The sequence below is a fragment of the Alishewanella sp. SMS8 genome, from assembly GCF_030737935.1.
GTDB classification, from domain to species: Bacteria; Pseudomonadota; Gammaproteobacteria; order Enterobacterales; family Alteromonadaceae; genus Alishewanella; species Alishewanella maricola.
Map to the genome: position 1 here is coordinate 1,028,598 of NZ_JAPJEA010000001.1, position 17,714 is coordinate 1,046,311.

At 45.9% G+C, this 17,714-nt stretch carries 19 protein-coding genes and 1 tRNA gene; 10 read left to right on the forward strand and 10 right to left on the reverse strand.

Annotation, left to right across the window (positions count from 1 at the left end; translation table 11 throughout):
- Together ORJ01_RS04690 and tsaE are read right to left on the reverse strand one after the other, a co-directional pair.
- On the reverse strand, positions 1–1,377 hold the full coding sequence (locus ORJ01_RS04690; RefSeq protein ID WP_306177118.1) for an N-acetylmuramoyl-L-alanine amidase: 1,377 nt from the start codon (positions 1,375–1,377) through the stop codon (positions 1–3).
- Positions 1,364–1,837 carry a tRNA (adenosine(37)-N6)-threonylcarbamoyltransferase complex ATPase subunit type 1 TsaE gene (gene tsaE / locus ORJ01_RS04695; protein ID WP_306177119.1) on the reverse strand — a complete coding sequence of 158 codons (474 nt, stop codon included), beginning with the start codon at positions 1,835–1,837 and terminating at the stop codon, positions 1,364–1,366. The genes ORJ01_RS04690 and tsaE overlap by 14 nt, the downstream gene beginning before the upstream one ends.
- A 232-nt stretch (positions 1,838–2,069) precedes the next feature.
- Between tsaE and queG the strand changes: the two genes are divergently transcribed.
- Entirely contained in the window at positions 2,070–3,197 is a 1,128-nt protein-coding gene (queG, locus tag ORJ01_RS04700) for a tRNA epoxyqueuosine(34) reductase QueG (RefSeq protein ID WP_306177120.1), read from the forward strand.
- Here queG and ORJ01_RS04705 read toward each other — a convergent pair.
- From ORJ01_RS04705 to orn, 3 genes are all read right to left on the reverse strand, one after another.
- Positions 3,166–3,369, reverse strand: coding sequence for a DUF1289 domain-containing protein (locus tag ORJ01_RS04705; RefSeq protein ID WP_226749504.1), 204 nt, complete (start codon positions 3,367–3,369; stop codon positions 3,166–3,168). The two genes, queG and ORJ01_RS04705, sit on opposite strands and share 32 nt — an antisense overlap.
- A 125-nt stretch (positions 3,370–3,494) precedes the next feature.
- Positions 3,495–3,570, reverse strand: a tRNA-Gly gene (locus ORJ01_RS04710).
- Positions 3,571–3,644: 74 nt separating this feature from the next.
- Positions 3,645–4,193 carry an oligoribonuclease gene (gene orn, locus ORJ01_RS04715; RefSeq protein WP_226749503.1) on the reverse strand — a complete coding sequence of 183 codons (549 nt, stop codon included), beginning with the start codon at positions 4,191–4,193 and terminating at the stop codon, positions 3,645–3,647.
- A gap of 128 nt (positions 4,194–4,321) precedes the next feature.
- Here orn and rsgA point away from each other — a divergent pair, with 128 nt between their 5' ends.
- The 3 genes from rsgA to ORJ01_RS04730 all read left to right on the forward strand — a co-directional run bounded on the left by rsgA (position 4,322) and on the right by ORJ01_RS04730 (position 7,139).
- Positions 4,322–5,356, forward strand: a complete 1,035-nt coding sequence (rsgA, locus tag ORJ01_RS04720; protein ID WP_226749502.1) for a small ribosomal subunit biogenesis GTPase RsgA — start codon at positions 4,322–4,324, stop codon at positions 5,354–5,356.
- A 21-nt stretch (positions 5,357–5,377) separates the two neighbouring features.
- Positions 5,378–6,235, forward strand: coding sequence for an archaetidylserine decarboxylase (asd, locus tag ORJ01_RS04725; RefSeq protein WP_306177121.1), 858 nt, complete (start codon positions 5,378–5,380; stop codon positions 6,233–6,235).
- Between the two features lie 202 nt (positions 6,236–6,437).
- Positions 6,438–7,139, forward strand: coding sequence for a glycerophosphodiester phosphodiesterase family protein (locus ORJ01_RS04730; RefSeq protein WP_306177122.1), 702 nt, complete (start codon positions 6,438–6,440; stop codon positions 7,137–7,139).
- 74 nt (positions 7,140–7,213) lie between these two features.
- Here ORJ01_RS04730 and ORJ01_RS04735 read toward each other — a convergent pair whose 3' ends face one another.
- The gene (locus ORJ01_RS04735) at positions 7,214–7,615 is read right to left on the reverse strand and encodes a MerC domain-containing protein (RefSeq protein ID WP_306177123.1); all 402 of its coding nucleotides are present in this window, start codon (positions 7,613–7,615) and stop codon (positions 7,214–7,216) included.
- Positions 7,616–7,774: 159 nt separating this feature from the next.
- On the opposite strand from ORJ01_RS04735, the gene ORJ01_RS04740 reads away from it, so the two are divergent.
- Positions 7,775–8,080 carry a primosomal replication protein PriC gene (locus ORJ01_RS04740; protein ID WP_229585298.1) on the forward strand — a complete coding sequence of 102 codons (306 nt, stop codon included), beginning with the start codon at positions 7,775–7,777 and terminating at the stop codon, positions 8,078–8,080.
- Positions 8,081–8,150: 70 nt separating this feature from the next.
- Here ORJ01_RS04740 and ORJ01_RS04745 read toward each other — a convergent pair whose 3' ends face one another.
- From ORJ01_RS04745 to ORJ01_RS04760, 4 genes are all read right to left on the reverse strand, one after another.
- Complete coding sequence (locus ORJ01_RS04745; protein ID WP_306177124.1) at positions 8,151–8,651, reverse strand: DUF3016 domain-containing protein; 501 nt, start codon at positions 8,649–8,651, stop codon at positions 8,151–8,153.
- Between the two features lie 644 nt (positions 8,652–9,295).
- A complete protein-coding gene (locus ORJ01_RS04750; protein ID WP_306177125.1) occupies positions 9,296–10,255 on the reverse strand; it encodes a carbohydrate kinase in 960 nt (319 codons plus the stop codon).
- Positions 10,256–10,733: 478 nt separating this feature from the next.
- Positions 10,734–12,371 (reverse strand): chaperonin GroEL, encoded by a 1,638-nt coding sequence (gene groL, locus ORJ01_RS04755; RefSeq protein ID WP_226749493.1) that lies wholly within the window; start codon positions 12,369–12,371, stop codon positions 10,734–10,736.
- A 49-nt stretch (positions 12,372–12,420) separates the two neighbouring features.
- On the reverse strand, positions 12,421–12,711 hold the full coding sequence (locus ORJ01_RS04760) for a co-chaperone GroES (protein ID WP_226749492.1): 291 nt from the start codon (positions 12,709–12,711) through the stop codon (positions 12,421–12,423).
- Between the two features lie 171 nt (positions 12,712–12,882).
- On the opposite strand from ORJ01_RS04760, the gene cutA reads away from it, so the two are divergent.
- The 5 genes from cutA (at position 12,883) to accC (ending at position 17,690) form a co-directional block, all read left to right on the forward strand.
- Positions 12,883–13,209 carry a divalent-cation tolerance protein CutA gene (cutA, locus tag ORJ01_RS04765; protein WP_226749491.1) on the forward strand — a complete coding sequence of 109 codons (327 nt, stop codon included), beginning with the start codon at positions 12,883–12,885 and terminating at the stop codon, positions 13,207–13,209.
- Complete coding sequence (locus tag ORJ01_RS04770; RefSeq protein WP_306177126.1) at positions 13,199–15,136, forward strand: protein-disulfide reductase DsbD; 1,938 nt, start codon at positions 13,199–13,201, stop codon at positions 15,134–15,136. Before cutA ends, ORJ01_RS04770 begins: the two co-directional genes overlap by 11 nt.
- A gap of 259 nt (positions 15,137–15,395) precedes the next feature.
- A complete protein-coding gene (gene aroQ / locus ORJ01_RS04775; RefSeq protein WP_226749489.1) occupies positions 15,396–15,854 on the forward strand; it encodes a type II 3-dehydroquinate dehydratase in 459 nt (152 codons plus the stop codon).
- 18 nt (positions 15,855–15,872) lie between these two features.
- Positions 15,873–16,331, forward strand: a complete 459-nt coding sequence (accB, locus tag ORJ01_RS04780; protein WP_306177127.1) for an acetyl-CoA carboxylase biotin carboxyl carrier protein — start codon at positions 15,873–15,875, stop codon at positions 16,329–16,331.
- 15 nt (positions 16,332–16,346) lie between these two features.
- Positions 16,347–17,690: an acetyl-CoA carboxylase biotin carboxylase subunit gene (gene accC, locus ORJ01_RS04785; RefSeq protein WP_306177128.1), complete on the forward strand. Its 1,344-nt coding sequence runs from the start codon at positions 16,347–16,349 to the stop codon at positions 17,688–17,690.
- The last annotated feature ends 24 nt before the right edge of the window (positions 17,691–17,714 follow it).

Here is a 17,714-nt window from a genome sequence, read left to right on the forward strand (position 1 = left end):
TTAGGGGATCCGCAACACCTGACCAATGCGAATACTGTCGTTACGCAGTTCGTTATGGCGGCGTAACTCGTCTAGTGACACATTATAACGCTGTGCTAATAACGATAAAGACTCCCCTGCTTGCACGCGGTGCTCTTTCGAACGACGCTGCGCAAATAACGAATCGGCTGGAGGCGACAACTCAAAGTGACGGCGCAAACCATTAAATAATGACTGCACTAATTTTTGCTGATGCGAACTACTGCGCAATAAACGCTCTTCTTGCGGGTTAGAAATAAAACCGACTTCAACTAAAATGGACGGAATATCTGGCGCGCGCAACACGCCTAAGCTAGCAGCTTGCGGCTCTTTTTTGTGGAGAGTCGTCACTTTGCCCAATTCAGACAAGACCTGGTTAGCCACTTGATGTGCCGTTACCATCGAATGATTCATTGATAAATCGAGTACCGTTTGCGCTAAATAGCGCTCATTGGCCGAGTCTTTAATCACTTCCGCAACACCGCCTAACAACTCACCGTGTCGCTCCGTTTGCTCTAGCATGCGACCGACCTCTGAGGTCGCTCGACGTAACGATAACACCCATACTGAAGCCCCTTTAGGCTGAGGTGAAGTAAAGGCGTCCGCGTGAATGGATACTAACAAATCTGCTTGCATACGCCGCGCAATATCAGTGCGGCTATTCACATGCACATAGTAATCACCGGTACGCACCATGGTGGCTTTCATACCGGGCTCACGGTTAATGGTTTCCAGTAATTGCTTGGCAATAGGCAGGGTTAAGTTTTTTTCATAAATGCCGCTGGGGCCAATGGAACCGGGGTCTTCACCACCGTGTCCGGCATCGATAGCAATGATGATATCGCGAGCGGCACGCACCGTCGCAGGAATCGCCTGGCGACTGCTGGCGGTGTTTGCGCTGCTGTTCGTCACAGGGCGAGTCTCAACCGGCGCGCTACTGGCACTGCTGCTACTGGCTTTACTATCGGGTAAATCCACCACCAAACGATGGCCATAAGGCGGTGTCGGGGTCAGTGCAAAAATTGTTGGTTTAACTGCGCTGCTTAAATCGAGCACAATGCGCATGGTGTTTTTAGTGCCACTGCTGCGAATATCTCGGATCAGCGGGGCTTCACCGCTAATCGCGGGCAGTGTGGTCGCGCCCGTGACGCGACTTAAGTCAATAACTAAGCGTTCTGGGTTTTCTAAGGTGAAATATTTATATTCTGGGGCAGCAGACAAATCAAATACCACGCGGGTATTGTCTGGCGAGGGCCAAATACGAATATTCTGCACCTGATTACTGGCAAACGCCACCGCACTTTGCAGTAACAGACAATACAAGATGAGATGAGCAAGCAGCGCGTTAGTTTTTTTCATTATCCGTCAATGCTGTCAATAAAGTTTGAACAAGTGCGTTATGCGCCGTGATAACCAAATGACGCGAAGTGGCATCCAGCGAAAAAGCCAGCGTTAAATCAGGTTCAGGCAAACAGCCAAAACCACGTTCAGGCCATTCAATTAAACATAGGCTATCAGCATTAAAATAATCTCTGATCCCCATAAATTCTAGTTCTTCTGCATCATGTAACCGATACAAATCAAAATGATAAACTTGCAGGCCTGCCAAATCATAGGGTTCAACTAAGGTATAGGTTGGGCTTTTTACTTTACCTGTGTGGCCTAAGCTTTGAATTAAACCTCGAGAAAAAGTGGTTTTGCCCGCGCCTAAAGGCCCTTGCAGAAACAGAACTAAACCACCGTGCAGTTGCGCCGCCAGTTTTGCCGCGAACGCTGCCGTTTGCGCTTCGCTATCAATTTGTACCTTAAGTTCTACCACAGTAATAACTCAACACCCATCTTTAATTGCCGTTGGCTATGTTAACAAACTTGTAGGGCATGCAGGAAGAAAAACCGCTCAAGCGTGTGGTCAGACTGAGTAAATTGCTTCAAGTTCCCGCTAGTTAGCCACTTATAGCCATCGAGGTGAAGTCTAAATGCCAAAAGACCACTGACAATTTATGTTAAAGTAGCGCCTAGAAAAGCCCGATATGACGAATACAGAGTTCAGTATGGAAAAACAGCAGCTAGCAGATCAAATTAAACAATGGGCCGCTGAATTAGGTTTTCAGGCCTGTGGTATTACTAAACCTGACTTAGCTGAGCATGAAGCGCACTTACAGCAGTGGTTAGACGCTGGCTTCCATGGTGAAATGCATTATATGGCGCAACACGGCATGTTGCGTGCCAGACCCACTGAATTACAACCCGGTACGCTCAGTGTAATTAGCGTACGCCTAGATTATTTACCGCAGCAAGCAGGTTTTGCCACTAACTTAGCCGATCCTAACTTGGCCTATATCAGCCGTTATGCGCTGGGGCGAGATTATCATAAATTAATGCGCCAACGTTTAAAGCAACTGGGCCAGAAGATTGCAACGCTCAGTGCTGAATTAGCCGGCCGCCCTTTTGTCGACTCGGCGCCCATTTTAGAACGGCCTTTAGCACAAAAAGCCGGTATAGGCTGGGTTGGCAAGCATAGCTTGGTGTTAGCCGAGCAAGCCGGTTCGTGGTTTTTCCTTGGCGAATTACTGGTGAATCTCGATTTGCCCATCGACACGCCACACAACGGCGATTGCGGTAGCTGCGTGGCTTGCATAACCAGTTGCCCAACAGGTGCCATAGTGGCGCCTTATGTTGTTGATGCCCGCCGCTGTATCTCGTATCTCACTATTGAATTAGCCGATGCGATCCCTGAACATTTTCGAGCGCAAATCGGCAATCGTATTTATGGCTGTGATGATTGCCAATTAGTCTGCCCGATAAATCGAGCCGCGCCATTGAGTCAGGAAAGCGATTTTCAACGTCGTCCACACTGGCAAGATCAGTCACTGCTGGCACTTTTTCAATGGGATGAGGCGACCTTTTTGCAGTTAACCGAAGGCAGCGCCATTAGGCGGATTGGCTTTGAACGCTGGCAACGAAACATTGCCGTTGCGCTGGGCAATGCGCCTTATGACCCTGCTATTAGTGAGATATTACAGCAACGGTTGGCTGACGCCAGTGAGTTAGTAAAAGAGCATATTCGCTGGGCGCTAGCACAGCAAAAACAAAAAAGCTGGCAACAAGCTAATTTATTACCAAGAAGTACCGAACGTTTAGTACGGATTATTCAGAAGGGTCTGCCGCGAGATAGTTAAACTGATTAACAGGCCGCTCTGCTCGTCGTGCTGCCGCCTGCTCGACAATTTCCGTTTTTCGTTGCTCATTAGCCTGATGCCATTCGGTAATTTCAGCCAATAAACGGCCACATCCCAAACAGCAGTCGTGTTGGTCTAGACAGCAGTTTCTAACACATGGGGAGAGCGCCATTGCAAATCCTTAGCACTGTGTCTCAACATAACATTTTGCTAGAAATTGTTGTCTAAAAAAAGATATTTTGCAATATCGCAGATTCAGAAAAGCGAAAAGCAGCCACTAGGGCTGCTTTTCTAATTTGGAGCGAGTTACGAGATTCGAACTCGTGACCTCGACCTTGGCAAGGTAGCGCTCTACCAACTGAGCTAAACTCGCATCATGTTTGCAACCGAAGTTGCTTACTGATGGCGCGCATTTTACAAAACTGGCCAATCGATGCAAGCATTTTTTTAAGGAATTCGAAAAAAATGTGTGCGATAGGTCACTAATTCAGCAATTGACTCACGAATGTCGTCCATCGCCAAGTGGCTGTTGGTTTTTTGTACGTGTTTAATCACTTCAGGCGCCCAGCGTTTCGCTAACTCTTTTATCGTGCTGACATCGACATTTCGATAATGAAAGAAGCTTTCAAACTCAGGCGCATATTCTGCCAAAAAACGCCGGTCTTGCCCTATACTATTACCACACATCGGCGATTTACCTGGGCTAACATAGCGACTTAAAAAGGCCAGTGTTTGCTCAACCGCGTCGGCTAGCGTAACGTCACTGGCACGACAGCGAGCCGTTAAGCCACTCTTACCGTGTTGCTCAACACACCAAGGGTTCATATTCGCCAACACATCATCCGCGGTTTTAATGGCAAAGACCGGACCTTCGGCTAAGATATTTAACTCGCTGTCCGTCACAATAGTGGCCATCTCTAAAATAACATCGGTTTTTGGTTCCAGCCCCGTCATTTCTAAATCAAGCCAAACCAAGTTGCTATCATTCACTGTCATAATTATTCAGTACCTTTCTGAAGTGAGTGGGCTGAAACGTTTGCTGCTTTGTTACAACCCAGATTGCAGGTATGATACACGTCCTAAGCTTAACAGTAATAGCATCCTTTACAGAAAAACGGTAACCAGTGACCAAGAAAAAACATCTAACACAGCGCCAGCACGATCGAATTGCCAAAAATGAGCAGCGACGTTTACAACGTAATGCTAAAAAAGGTGCCGTCGACTGGGATGAACAACTCTTATTAGCGCCTGAGCCAGGTTTGGTACTCAGTCGCTTTGGTCAGCATGCCGACGTTGAAGATGCCCAAGGTAAGGTGATCCGTTGCAGTATGCGGCGCACCATCAGTTCGGTGGTAACGGGCGACACCGTAATATGGCGGCGCAGCACCCAGGCTACTGGCAGTATTGATGGCGTGATTGAAGCAGTCGAAGAACGCCGTTCGGTTTTGTTACGCCCTGATTTCTATGACGGCCTAAAACCTGTGGCAGCCAATATTGACCTGATGATTATTGTCTCTGCCATTCTTCCGGCATTGTCTTTTAATATTATTGACCGCTATTTAGTCGCGGCAGAGATGACCGGCATTAAACCCTTGCTCGTCATTAATAAAGCCGATTTACTCGATGAGACCGCGCAAGCAGAATTAGAACAGCAACTTGCACTGTATCGCCAACTCAATTACACCTGTTTGCTATTAAGCGCCAACAGCGGCCAGGGTATGAGTACACTGCAAGAGTATATTCACAGTGGTACCAGTATTTTTGTTGGTCAATCTGGCGTGGGTAAGTCGTCGTTGATGAATGCATTGATGCCAGGTTTGGCGGCAGTAACGCGTGAAGTGTCAACGCTTTCAGGGCTGGGACAGCACACCACAACCGTATCGCGGTTATATCATTTGCCAGAAGGTGGTGAACTGATCGACTCGCCAGGGATCCGCGAATTTGCTTTATGGCACTTATCACCTGAAGAAGTAACGCAAGGTTTTATTGAATTTCGACCTTGGCTGGGGCGCTGTAAATTCCGCGACTGTAAACATATCACAGACCCCGGCTGCGCCATTCAACATGCCGTAGCTGAAAACGCGATCAGCCAAGAACGTTACGACAGTTATTTAAAAATCCTGACCAGCATGACGCAGGATAAACCGAATCATTTTTAATTTTAAGAGTATCGACCCGCTATGGATAAACTAAAAATCACCCTGCAATATATGCTACCAAAGCATTTAATTTCCCGCTTAGTGGGTAAATTGGCCGCTGCCCGTTTAGGCTTTATCAGCCATGCGCTGATTAAACTGTTTATCAAAGCCTATAACATCAACATGCAGGAAGCTAAATTTGAACGCGCCAGTGACTATGCCAGTTTTAATGAGTTTTTTACTCGGCCGTTAAAAGACGGTATTCGCTCGCTGGACAGCGATCCGGCGATTATCGCCCATCCAGTGGACGGAGCTATTAGCCAGCTGGGTGAAATTGTCTCAGGCCAACTGGTGCAAGCTAAAAACCATAACTACAGCTTACAAAGCTTATTAGGGGGTAAAGAACAAACCGCCGCGCCTTTCTTAGGTGGTGAATTTGCGACCATTTACTTAGCACCGAAAGACTATCACCGTATTCATATGCCGGTAACTGGCGTATTACGTGAAATGATCTATGTGCCCGGCGAGTTGTTTTCGGTTAATCCATTAACGGCTGAAAACGTGCCTGATTTATTTGCCCGTAACGAACGCGTGGTAACGATTTTTGATACCGAGTTTGGCCCAATGGCCTTGGTATTAGTCGGTGCTACGATCGTTGCTAGCATTGAAACCGTCTGGGCCGGTACCGTCACGCCACCCGCGGGCAGCAGTATTTTCCGTTGGAATTATCCGGCGAGCGGTTTAAACAGTGTTCGTTTAGAAAAAGGCGCCGAAATGGGCCGCTTTAAACTCGGCTCAACGGTTATCTTAGCTTTCCCTGCTGGCAAAGTTGCATTTTTAGCCGATCAGCAACCCGGCACCGTCACTCGCATGGGTACGCCATTTGCTAACATAACCTAAACAGTAATACCTGAGCAGGATATACGGATGTCCTGCTCTTCTCTTCTTTCTCGTCACAACGCCCTTTTTCACTGCCTCCTCAGCTAAACCTCTCTAATCTTGGCTATTTACTTTCAGTTGCCGCGAAAAGCTGATGAAAAAAATCCGCAACCGGCCCTTTATCTGCAGTAAACTAAGTAAAAAGAGTTTTTAAGGAATGAGTATGCAAATCATCGCGCATCGTGGTGCCAGTGGTGAGTATCCAGAAAATACACTATTGGCGATTGAGCAAGCGATAGCTCAAGGCGCAGATGCTATTGAGATAGATGTATTTGCACTGCAAGGTGAGTTGATCGTTATCCATGATCATCATGTGGCACGCACCACGAATGGGCAAGGCAGCTTATATCAGTTTTCTTTAGCCCAATTACAGCAGCTTGATGCCGGGCGCGGTGAGCGCGTACCGACACTGTGGCAAGTATTACAACAATTACAGCCATCTAAAGTCTGGTTAAATATTGAGTTAAAAGGCGCAGATACTGCCGAACCCTTAGTTAAGTTACTGCAGCGCGCCGAGCAAGAATTGGCTTTCGATTGCCAACGCTTGCTGATTTCTTCGTTTAATCACCATTTACTGCATACCATTAAACGCGCGCAACCTAGTTTAAAACTGGGGGCGTTAACGGCCAGCTTACCGCTTGATTATGCGGCTTTTGCAGAGCAACTGGGGGCTTACTCGATGCATTGTGATGTTAGCTTTACCAACCAAGCGTTTGTCGATGACGCCAAAACCCGTGGCTTAAAAGTCTATGTGTATACCGTGGATCAAGCCGATGATATTGCGCGGCTGCAGCACTATGGCGTAGATGGGATCTTTAGCAATTATCCGGCGCGCAGCCGACAGCGCCTTTCAGCGTCAAACTAAACGGCGCAAAAAGCAGTAAATCGTCAGAAACAAAAATCCCGCCGTAGCGGGATTTTAAAGATGAGTTTGCAGAATTAAGATGGTTGATGTTCGTCTTCGCAGCTATTGCAACTGTTACATAAGCGCATATTCATAACATGCGCTGACACCACTAAGGTGGCACCGACAATCAAAATAAGGTGTTCGTATTCGCTACCCCAAGCACCACGTTGCCAATAAATAAAACCACCTAAAAACAACGCATAAAATGGGTAAAGTTTACGATGATAACGATGAAAACCCACAAATAAAGTAAAGAAACCTAAGGCCATGGTCAGCAGTAACACTATGCCTTCAAACGCATGGTTGTGGCCGGCAGTTAAACCTAACAAAGGTAAGATAGGCAGAATGACAGGTAGCATAATGCAATGAATGGCACATAACGATGTGACCATTATTCCTACCTTATCAAACAACACTCTCGCTTTGGCAATCACTGCGATATCCTTAAAACACGAAATCAAAGAAACGATATAGTATAACAAAACATTTTAGAATGGAATGGCTCGACACAAATTATCTCTGTTTTGGACTCTGCTACCACAGCCTTTATGGCATAATAGCTCGCTAATTTTAATGATTTGAAAAGATGCGTTATGGATACTCTACTGGAACAACTGGATGACAATCTAAAAGAGCTTTATCGTAAAGCCCTCGATGCCGATGCACTGCTAGAGCAATTGCAACAAGAAGGTAAGGCTAATCATCAGGCGGTATTTGCTAAAGAAGCAGGATTTAGTGCGCAAAGTAATCGTTTTATGCCTTACTTGGCTGAAACTGCAGAACACATCGCGGCGATGCGGCAAAGCCAGCAATTCAATACCGCAACTTTAGAGCGTGTGGTCCGACAACTCAAACTGTTACACAAAACCTTGGCTGAATTTCGACACATCACCAAATAACAAAAAAGGGGTAACCGCTTAGCCGTTACCCCTTTCACACATGGTTTGTGATTGACTACCGATACCGATACTAGTCATTCAAAGCAGGCTTTACCGTTTTATTAAACCAGTCTTCCAGCATTTTATGCTCAAACTCAAATTCTTTACGCGAATTAGCTCGGCCCAAGCGCTGCAAAAAGCCCATATCACGCTCCTTAACCTCGCCACTTAACACCGTCTGACCACTGGCATCGAGTAATTGGTGTGTAAAGCGAATAGCAGGCGAATGAATATCTTTAACAATGCGTAAAGCTTGACCGGCTGGCCCAGCAAAATAGTCAACATCACCCGCTAAATCAATATCGGTTACCGTGACTTGCCATGTATATCCGGCTGGCATTTCTGCGGCCAACTCGTTAAAGGAGTCAGTAAATGCCGCGACCACTCTTTCAGAATAGCGACTACGGGTATCATTAGTCGGCCTTACATCAGTAAAACCTTTGGGATCATCAAAGTTTAGTGTTAGCTCGGCTGCTGCGACACTAAGCCCTGACCACGCTAGCAGCGTCATTGCTAATATACTGTTACGCATTTTAACCTCCTCGAATAACTGATGAGTTATTACAACATTTAAAGGTATAGGCTAAGTTAGCTTTATGCAAGCTGAACACGGCAACTAACAAACGGTATGCTGTTGCTTAACCGCATAAAATGGCCATACAAACTGACACTCCGCCTAAATGAAAGCGCTTCTCGTCATCCGAGCAAGCCGTATCGCTCTGTAATTAGGCCACACTTTGACATGGTTACAGCCTCTTTCAAAGGTGGCTGCCAACACCTGACTTTACTTAATTACTATGCCACAGCGCTGCTAAGCACTAAATAATTCATCATCGGATGATCAAGTGATAAGGATGGCCGAGCATATCCATGCAAAACTCTATCCGATGCCAATACTTGTAATATCTACCAGCAAGCAAGAAAAAGAACAACTGTATTCACAGCGCGATGTGGCCAGTACGCTATTGCTGCGAGTGAATATAAAGTGTTGTCACTGTTAGGTTCTTTGCGTTCAAACATGATCAACGGGTTGAACACCAACAAGTATACTGCGGAGCCTTTGCTAAGTAGCGACTTACCGCTTTAGAAATGTAACCGCATTTAACCGTGTTCCCCGCGCTGATGTTAATTACCCAGCAAGCACTGCCTGATGCAGGCTTGCGAGGTTACGCCTACTTACTTTTTAACAATAAAAGTTCCGGCTTCTACTTCAGCCAAGGTGGGTAATGCAGCCATTGCACCAATAGTGGCACAGACCAAACCACTCACTTTACCGGCAAAAGCCACGAAATCGGCAATTTGCTCACGATAAAAATGGTCGCCAGCCGCCGTTTTCGACATCTTAAACAATACAGCACCAATAAAAGAGTCACCCGCCCCTGTGGTGTCGATGGCGGTTATTTCATAAGCTGGCACTAAAGTCTGCTGCCCCAGATGTGAAATTAAACAGCCTTTAGGGCCCAAAGTAACCAGTACAATCTTCACGCCTAAATCATGAAAGTACTGACAGCCTTTTTGCATATCGCTTTCATTACTTAACAATACTAATTCGTCATCGCTTACTTTAACGATATCGGCCAGCGCAAAATAGTGCTCGCACTTAGCTTTGAATTCTTCTTCACGGTTTTGCCAAAGGCCAATTCTAAAATTGGGATCAAAACAAATGATATTACCCTTACGTTTAGCGGCAGTGGCCAAACGTGAATAACTGGCGCTAAGTTCGCCACCCAGTAAAGCCGTGGCTGAACCTAAATGTACAATGGCATCATCGGTTAATTGCTCAATTGCTGCATCGCTCAGGCACAGTTGCTCATCGGCACCGCGGTTAAACGCAAATTCACGCTCACCGTTATCCGCTAATGACACAAAAGCAAAAGTGGTCGACATCGGTAATGTCGACACAAAATCCGTGTTCACATGATAAGCTTTAATTTCTTCAGTTAAATACTGACCATAAGGATCGTTACCCACGGCCGCTACCAACGAAACATCCGCACCTAATTTACCAATACAGGCCGCCACATTCGCCGGCGCACCACCTGATTTTTTCACGTAATTTACGCCGTTAACTAAGCCTGCGTTCGTATCTGTACAAACAAAGTCAATTAACATTTCGCCGATGCACACAACTTTCATTTCGCTTCCTTTTATTAGGTTATTTACTGGATGCTTCGTTACAATTCAATTCAAACATCAACAAGTTAGAGTTTTAGCTCGACTTTTTTCTACTGCGCCACAAGGCGTTTATTATAACAGAAGCCGTACAAAATTACGGCGAAAAACAGCATAAATATAATAGCGTTCAGCATTTTGAGTGTGGTGTAAAAAGAGCCAATAACCGTGATGTTTTAAGCAAAACCTCAGCTTAAAACACCTGCATTTAGGACTAAATGGACAGGCTAAATGGGCTAAAAACACAAGAAAACAAAACCTATTTAGGGCAATACAATGGTTTTCATACGGATAATTAGCGACTAAATAGAAAACCATATCAAGCGTGATGTAAATTTAAATCATTAAAATACGACTTAAAGCAGTGAATTTACCGATAAAAAAACCCGTAAAGCAGCGCTTTACGGGTTTTTAACACATCGAAAAAAGATGCTTGGGCAGATTACATCATGCCGCCCATGCCACCCATGCCGCCCATATCAGGCATTGCAGGCGCATCATCTTTTGGTAATTCAGTTACCATAGCTTCGGTGGTGATCATCAGTGAACCTACAGAAGCAGCAAACTGCAATGCAGAACGCGTTACTTTAGTTGGGTCAAGGATACCCATTTCTAACATGTCGCCGTAAACATCAGTCGCGGCATTGTAACCGTAGTTACCTGTGCCTTCTTTCACTTTGTTTACAACCACTGACGGCTCTTCACCGGCGTTAGAAACGATTTGACGCAGTGGTGCTTCCATTGCGCGTAGCGCAATTTTGATTCCGTGCGTTTGATCTTCGTTTGCGCCAGTCATGCCCACTAAAGAAGCAGCTACGCGAACTAAAGCTACACCACCGCCAGGCACTACGCCTTCTTCTACTGCTGCGCGAGTTGCATGCAGCGCATCTTCAACACGGTGCTTCTTCTCTTTCATTTCGATTTCAGTCGCCGCACCGACTTTGATTACCGCTACACCGCCAGCTAGTTTCGCCAGACGCTCTTGCAGTTTCTCTTTATCGTAGTCAGAAGTGGCTTCTTCGATTTGCTGACGAATTTGCTTCACACGACCATCGATAGCCGCCTGATCACCAGCACCATCAATAATAGTTGTGTTATCTTTCGTGATAACCACGCGCTTAGCAGTACCTAAATCTTCCAGCGTGGCTTTTTCTAGCTCCATACCGATTTCTTCAGAAATCACAGTACCGCCAGTCAGTGTAGCAATGTCTTGTAACATGGCTTTACGACGATCGCCGAAACCTGGGGCTTTAACCGCAGAGATTTTCACGATGCCGCGCATGTTATTGACCACTAAAGTCGCTAAGGCTTCGCCTTCAACGTCTTCAGCAATGATTAACAATGGCTTGCCTGATTTTGCTACACCTTCTAATACCGGTAGTAATTCACGGATATTCGAAATTTTCTTATCAACAGCTAAGATGTAAGGGTTATCCAGTTCAACCTGGCCCGCTTCTTGGTTGTTGATGAAGTAAGGAGACAAGTAACCACGGTCGAATTGCATACCTTCAACCACGTCTAACTCGTTGTTCAGGCCTTGACCTTCTTCAACGGTGATCACGCCTTCTTTGCCTACTTTGTCCATAGCTTCGGCAATAATGTTACCGATTTCTTCGTCAGAGTTAGCAGAAATAGTACCTACTTGCGCAATCGCTTTGCTGTCGGCACAAGGCTGAGAAAGTTTTTTCAGCTCTTCAACGGCAGCAATAACCGCTTTGTCGATACCGCGCTTTAAATCCATTGGATTCATGCCAGCAGCAACGGCTTTAACACCTTCGTTGATGATGTTTTGCGCTAGTACCGTTGCGGTAGTGGTACCGTCACCGGCTTCGTCATTGGCTTTAGACGCGACTTCTTTCACCATCTGTGCGCCCATATTCTCGAACTTGTCTTCTAGCTCGATTTCTTTGGCAACAGAAACACCGTCTTTAGTGATAACAGGTGAACCGAATGACTTATCTAAAATAACATTACGGCCTTTTGGGCCTAAGGTAACGCGTACCGCGTTAGCCAGAATATTTACGCCTTTCAGCATTTTATTGCGAGCTTCGTCGCCAAAACGTACGTCTTTTGCAGCCATGTTGTATATCCTCAAATGCGATTAATAATTGATCATCAAAGTGTGAAAATTAATCCAGAATGACACCTAAGATGTTGTCTTCTTTGGTGATAACATATTCCTGACCATCAATTTTTTCTGTGCGCTCTACATAAGCACCGAACAATACTTTGTCGCCAACTTTTACTTCTAGTGGCTTAACGTTACCGTTATCTAAGATACGACCATTGCCAACTGCAACGACTTCACCACGGGTAGATTTTTCGGCAGAAGCCCCGGTCAGCACGATGCCGCCAGCTGATTTGCTTTCAGCTTCGGTACGTTTGATGATGACACGATCATGTAATGGACGAATATTCATGCTCTATCTCCTAAAGCGAGTTTTATGTTTAACAAGGGTGTTAAATTGTGTGTTCGCTATATGGGGCGCTGACGAAAAAATTCCAAGGGCTGTTGTAAAAAAACCTGCATTTTTTTAAGGTCGCTTTCGCTTATAATTACTTTTCATTGTGCTTCAGATTGAGAACCGACGATGACGCCCTATTTATTGATTCTCTGTAATTGCCCTGATGACAGCAGCGCACAGCGCATCACCGAAAGCTTACTGTCTCAGCAGTTAGTCGCTTGTATCAATCGATTGCCGGATATTCGTTCCAGTTACCGCTGGCAAGGCCAAATTGAGCACAGTGTGGAAATACAATTGCAGTTAAAAGCACCAGCCGTTAACTTTACCGCAATAGAACAAGCCATCTTGGCCATTCACCCGTACACTGTGCCAGAAATTATTGCTTTACCGCTGACTCGGCTGCATGCACCCTACGGTCAATGGATAAATGAGGTAACCCTAGGTGATCATTAAACGTTTTTATTTGCTGCTTTTAAGCTTGGTTCTTACCCTATCCTTAACGGGCTTTGCCCAAGCACAACAAAGCAATGCACTAGCGAACAACAATTCGGTATTAAATAGCCTACTGCAAGCGCAGCCGCAATTTCTGCCAGTTGAGCAAGCCTTTGTGTTGGATTACCGGCAACAAGATGGCGCTTTATTACTGAATTGGACTATCGCTGATGGCTACTACATGTATCGCGATAAATTTAAACTTGGCGGCGTAGCCGTCAGTTTTTCACACCCCAGCTACCCGGCTAGCATGACCATTGAAGACGAGTTCTTTGGCAAAACCGAGGTGTATTACCATCAATTGCAATTAAAGATCCCGTTAAGCGATATTGATGAAGACGCCATTTTTCGTGTGCAATATATGGGCTGCGCTGAAGCTGGTTTTTGTTATCCGCCGAAAAGTGTTGAAATTCCTTTACAGCAATTCGATGCCATAGCTGAAGCAACCACTGCGAATGCAACTTCAGCGCCGGTGTCTAGCCAATATGATTTACTAGACCGCTTAACCGAAGGCTCATTACTGGCTATCCTTGGCGTGTTTTTCTTACTGGGCTTGGGGCTTTCTTTTACCCCTTGTGTTTTTCCAATGTACCCTATTTTAAGCGGCATCATTGTTGGCCAGGGGCAACAACTTTCAACCCGTCGTGCTTTTAGTCTTTCGATGTCTTATGTGCAAGGCATGGCAATTACCTACTCCTTATTGGGTTTAGTCGTAGCCAGCTTAGGCGTGAAATTTCAAGCGTGGTTACAACACCCAGCTATTTTAATCGTCGCCTCAGTGATTTTTGTGTTATTGGCCTTAGCGATGTTTGGTGTTTTCAACTTACAGTTGCCTGCGCGCTGGCAAGAAAAAGTGGCAGGTATTAGCAATAAGCAGCAAGGCGGCTCGTTAAAAGGAGCTTTTGTCATGGGTGCGTTATCAGGCCTAATTGCCTCGCCCTGCACCACAGCGCCGCTTTCAGCTGCACTCTTGTATGTAGCACAAAGCGGCGACTTAATGATTGGCGCAGTGACCCTCTATGTACTGAGTTTAGGTATGGGTTTGCCTTTGTTGCTACTAGGTACTTCAGGCGGGAGATTATTACCAAAAGCCGGCAATTGGATGAATGCCGTTAAAAATATCTTTGGCTTTTTGTTACTGGCCGTACCGCTTATTTTATTAGAACGTTTTTTACCTTTTAGCACCATATTAGTGTTAGGTACATTGCTGACTCTTGCTCTGGTGTTTTATCTATACCGGTTAATTTTCACGTTAGAGAATATCAGCGGTAAAGCGATGATCGCAGTTGTAATCCAACTGTTGGTGCTGAGCGCGTTCTGGCTCAATTTACAATACTGGAATCCAGCTAAAGCCAATGAAACGCCTGCAGACTCACAACAACTGTCAGCGGAAGTATTAAACGCCTTGGAGACTATTGAATCAGAGGCCGCTAAACAACTGATAAAACTTGCCTTAAACCAGCAATTAACACTAGCGAATGGCCTTGTTAACTCGCAGCCAGTATCGACAGAACCAAAAAATGACCTTGGCTTTATAGTCATAGAAACCGCTGAAGAACTGGCCGAACAATTAAAACTGGCGGCTGCGGCGGGGCAATACACCATGGTTGATCTGTATGCGGAATGGTGTGTCGCCTGTAAAGAGTTTGAGCAACTGACCTTCCCCAAACCTGAAGTGACGGCGTTAACGTCACAAATGCGCTTGATTAAAATTGATGTCACCACGATGTCACGTGCCGACGCAGCATTATTGGATAGCTATCAAGTACTCGGTTTACCCACCTTGTTGTTCTTTGCTCCTGATGGCACGGAACTAACCCAAAGCCGTGTTACGGGCTTTCAAGCTGCAGCGCCTTTTGCCGCGCATTTAAATAGCATCATCAATTAAAGTCTGTCGGCGAACGATAGCGTTCGCCGCAACTTGCAAAACTGACGTTGCGGGCATCGCTCGCAACAGACATCCAGACAGCCACTGGCTGATAAGACCAGTATTTTGCTGCCATTTGCTGCGATTTCACTATAATAAGGCAGGTAACTGCCAGTTGGCTCTCGACAACCAGACCGGTTTCGCCCTAAAGTGCTGCATTAACTTCAGCAAACAAGGCGTTTGTTGGTGGTAGCAGCATTTTATAAGTGGATAGGGAAAGATGGCAGCAACTTTGCGCATATTACTGTTAAATGGCCCAAATTTAAATATGTTGGGCGTACGTGAACCGGCTACCTATGGTGCTGCCAGCTTAGCGGATATTGTTAGCGCACTGCAGCAACAAGCCGCTTCTTTAGATGTGCAATTACAAGCCCTGCAATCTAATGCTGAGCATGAATTAATCAACGCCATCCAGCAAAGCTATCAACAGCAAGATTTTATCATTATTAACCCTGGTGCTTATACCCATACCAGCATTGCACTGCGCGATGCGTTGTTAGCGGTTGCGATCCCTTTTATCGAAGTACACTTATCTAATGTACATGCGCGGGAAAGCTTTCGGCATCACTCTTATTTATCCGATATTGCCCGAGGCGTGATCTGCGGCCTCGGCGCTAAAGGCTATCACTATGCTTTAGACGCGGCAGTATCTTATTTACATTCACATAATCAAACCTAACTCAATCAGGCGAAAGACATGGATATTAGAAAAATTAAAAAATTAATTGAATTGCTGGAAGAGTCTGGCATTTCTGAATTAGAAATTACTGAAGGCGAAGAATCGGTACGCATCAGTCGCCATGGCCCCGCACAACATTATGCGCCACAACCTATGCATTATGCGCCAGCGCCAATGCAGGCGCCTGCTCCAGCGCCTGCGGCACCCACGGCTGCCGCAGTGGAAGCAAAACCAGTAGTCACGGGTCATGTTATGAAATCACCGATGGTGGGTTCTTTCTATCGTGCTGCATCGCCAACGTCGAAAAATTTCGTGGAAGTGGGTCAAGCCGTTAAAGTGGGTGACACCTTATGTATTGTTGAAGCCATGAAGATGATGAACCAAATCCAAGCAGATAAAGCGGGTGTGGTAAAAGAAATCTTGGTTGAAAACGGCGAGCCGGTTGAATTTGACCAGCCAATTTTTATTATCGAATAACATTAAGGCTGACTAATGTTAGAAAAAGTCCTGATAGCCAACCGAGGCGAAATTGCCCTACGCATTTTGCGTGCGTGCAAAGAACTCGGTATCAAAACGGTAGCAGTACACTCGACTGTTGACCGTAATTTAAAACACGTGTTGTTAGCTGACGAAACCATTTGTATTGGCCCAGCACCTTCACCGCAAAGCTACTTAAATATACCCGCATTAATTGCGGCTGCTGAAGTGACAAATGCGCAAGCGATCCACCCAGGCTATGGTTTCTTGGCTGAACGCGCTGATTTTGCGCAACAAGTTGAAGAAAGCGGCTTAGTGTTTATCGGTCCACATCCGGATTCTATCCGCCTAATGGGTGACAAAGTGTCAGCCATTGAAGCGATGAAAAAAGCCGGCGTGCCATGCGTGCCGGGCTCTGATGGTGCGGTAGGCGATGACGCTGCTGTTAACATGAAGATTGCGAAGCGCATCGGGTATCCGATTATCGTTAAAGCGGCTGGCGGCGGCGGTGGTCGTGGTATGCGAGTGGTGCGTACTGAAGAAGAATTAGTCAGCTCTATCGAGATGACGAAAGCCGAAGCGAAAGCCGCATTTGGTAATGACATGGTGTATATGGAGAAATTCCTGGAAAACCCACGTCATATCGAAATTCAAGTTTTAGCTGATGGCCAAGGTAACGCCATACACTTAGGTGAGCGTGACTGTTCAATGCAGCGTCGCCACCAAAAAGTGGTAGAAGAAGCGCCAGCGCCGGGTATTACCCCTGAACTGCGTGCCTTTATCGGTGGCCGATGTGTCGATGCCTGTAAAGTGATGAATTACCGTGGCGCCGGTACTTTTGAGTTCTTATTTGAAAATGGTGAATTCTTCTTTATCGAGATGAACACCCGTATTCAAGTAGAGCACCCGGTTACCGAAATGATTAGCGGTGTCGACTTAATTAAAGAGCAACTGCGTGTTGCCTCGGGTATGCCGTTGACCATCAAGCAAGAAGACATCGTTATCCGTGGCCATGCCATTGAGTGTCGGATCAATGCTGAAGATCCAGTGAGCTTTATCCCATCACCGGGTAAGATCACGCGTTTCCATCCACCGGGTGGTAATGGTATTCGCTGGGACTCGCACATCTATGCTGATTACACGGTACCACCAAACTATGATTCGATGGTCGGTAAGTTAATCACCTACGGTGAGACCCGTGATATCGCTCTGGCGCGGATGCGCAATGCCTTAGACGAGTTATTAGTGGAAGGTATCAAAACCAACATTCCATTGCATAAAGACATTATGCGCGATACCGGTTTCTGTAAAGGCGGTACCAATATCCATTATCTGGAAAAGAAATTGGGTATTAAATAACAGCGTTTTACTCACGTGAAACTG

Bases quoted from the DNA above. Each gene is read 5' to 3' on its own strand.
- ORJ01_RS04740 (WP_229585298.1), top strand. From the start codon at position 7,775: ATGGATACTCTACTGGAACAACTGGATGACAATCTAAAAGAGCTTTAT.
- ORJ01_RS04745 (WP_306177124.1), bottom strand. From the start codon at position 8,651: ATGCGTAACAGTATATTAGCAATGACGCTGCTAGCGTGGTCAGGGCTT.
- ORJ01_RS04760 (WP_226749492.1), bottom strand. From the start codon at position 12,711: ATGAATATTCGTCCATTACATGATCGTGTCATCATCAAACGTACCGAA.
- aroQ (WP_226749489.1), top strand. From the start codon at position 15,396: ATGGCAGCAACTTTGCGCATATTACTGTTAAATGGCCCAAATTTAAAT.
- queG (WP_306177120.1), top strand. From the start codon at position 2,070: ATGGAAAAACAGCAGCTAGCAGATCAAATTAAACAATGGGCCGCTGAA.
- ORJ01_RS04750 (WP_306177125.1), bottom strand. From the start codon at position 10,255: ATGAAAGTTGTGTGCATCGGCGAAATGTTAATTGACTTTGTTTGTACA.
- groL (WP_226749493.1), bottom strand. From the start codon at position 12,371: ATGGCTGCAAAAGACGTACGTTTTGGCGACGAAGCTCGCAATAAAATG.
- orn (WP_226749503.1), bottom strand. From the start codon at position 4,193: ATGACAGTGAATGATAGCAACTTGGTTTGGCTTGATTTAGAAATGACG.
- accB (WP_306177127.1), top strand. From the start codon at position 15,873: ATGGATATTAGAAAAATTAAAAAATTAATTGAATTGCTGGAAGAGTCT.
- accC (WP_306177128.1), top strand. From the start codon at position 16,347: ATGTTAGAAAAAGTCCTGATAGCCAACCGAGGCGAAATTGCCCTACGC.
- ORJ01_RS04705 (WP_226749504.1), bottom strand. From the start codon at position 3,369: ATGGCGCTCTCCCCATGTGTTAGAAACTGCTGTCTAGACCAACACGAC.
- ORJ01_RS04730 (WP_306177122.1), top strand. From the start codon at position 6,438: ATGCAAATCATCGCGCATCGTGGTGCCAGTGGTGAGTATCCAGAAAAT.
- cutA (WP_226749491.1), top strand. From the start codon at position 12,883: ATGACGCCCTATTTATTGATTCTCTGTAATTGCCCTGATGACAGCAGC.
- ORJ01_RS04690 (WP_306177118.1), bottom strand. From the start codon at position 1,377: ATGAAAAAAACTAACGCGCTGCTTGCTCATCTCATCTTGTATTGTCTG.
- asd (WP_306177121.1), top strand. From the start codon at position 5,378: ATGGATAAACTAAAAATCACCCTGCAATATATGCTACCAAAGCATTTA.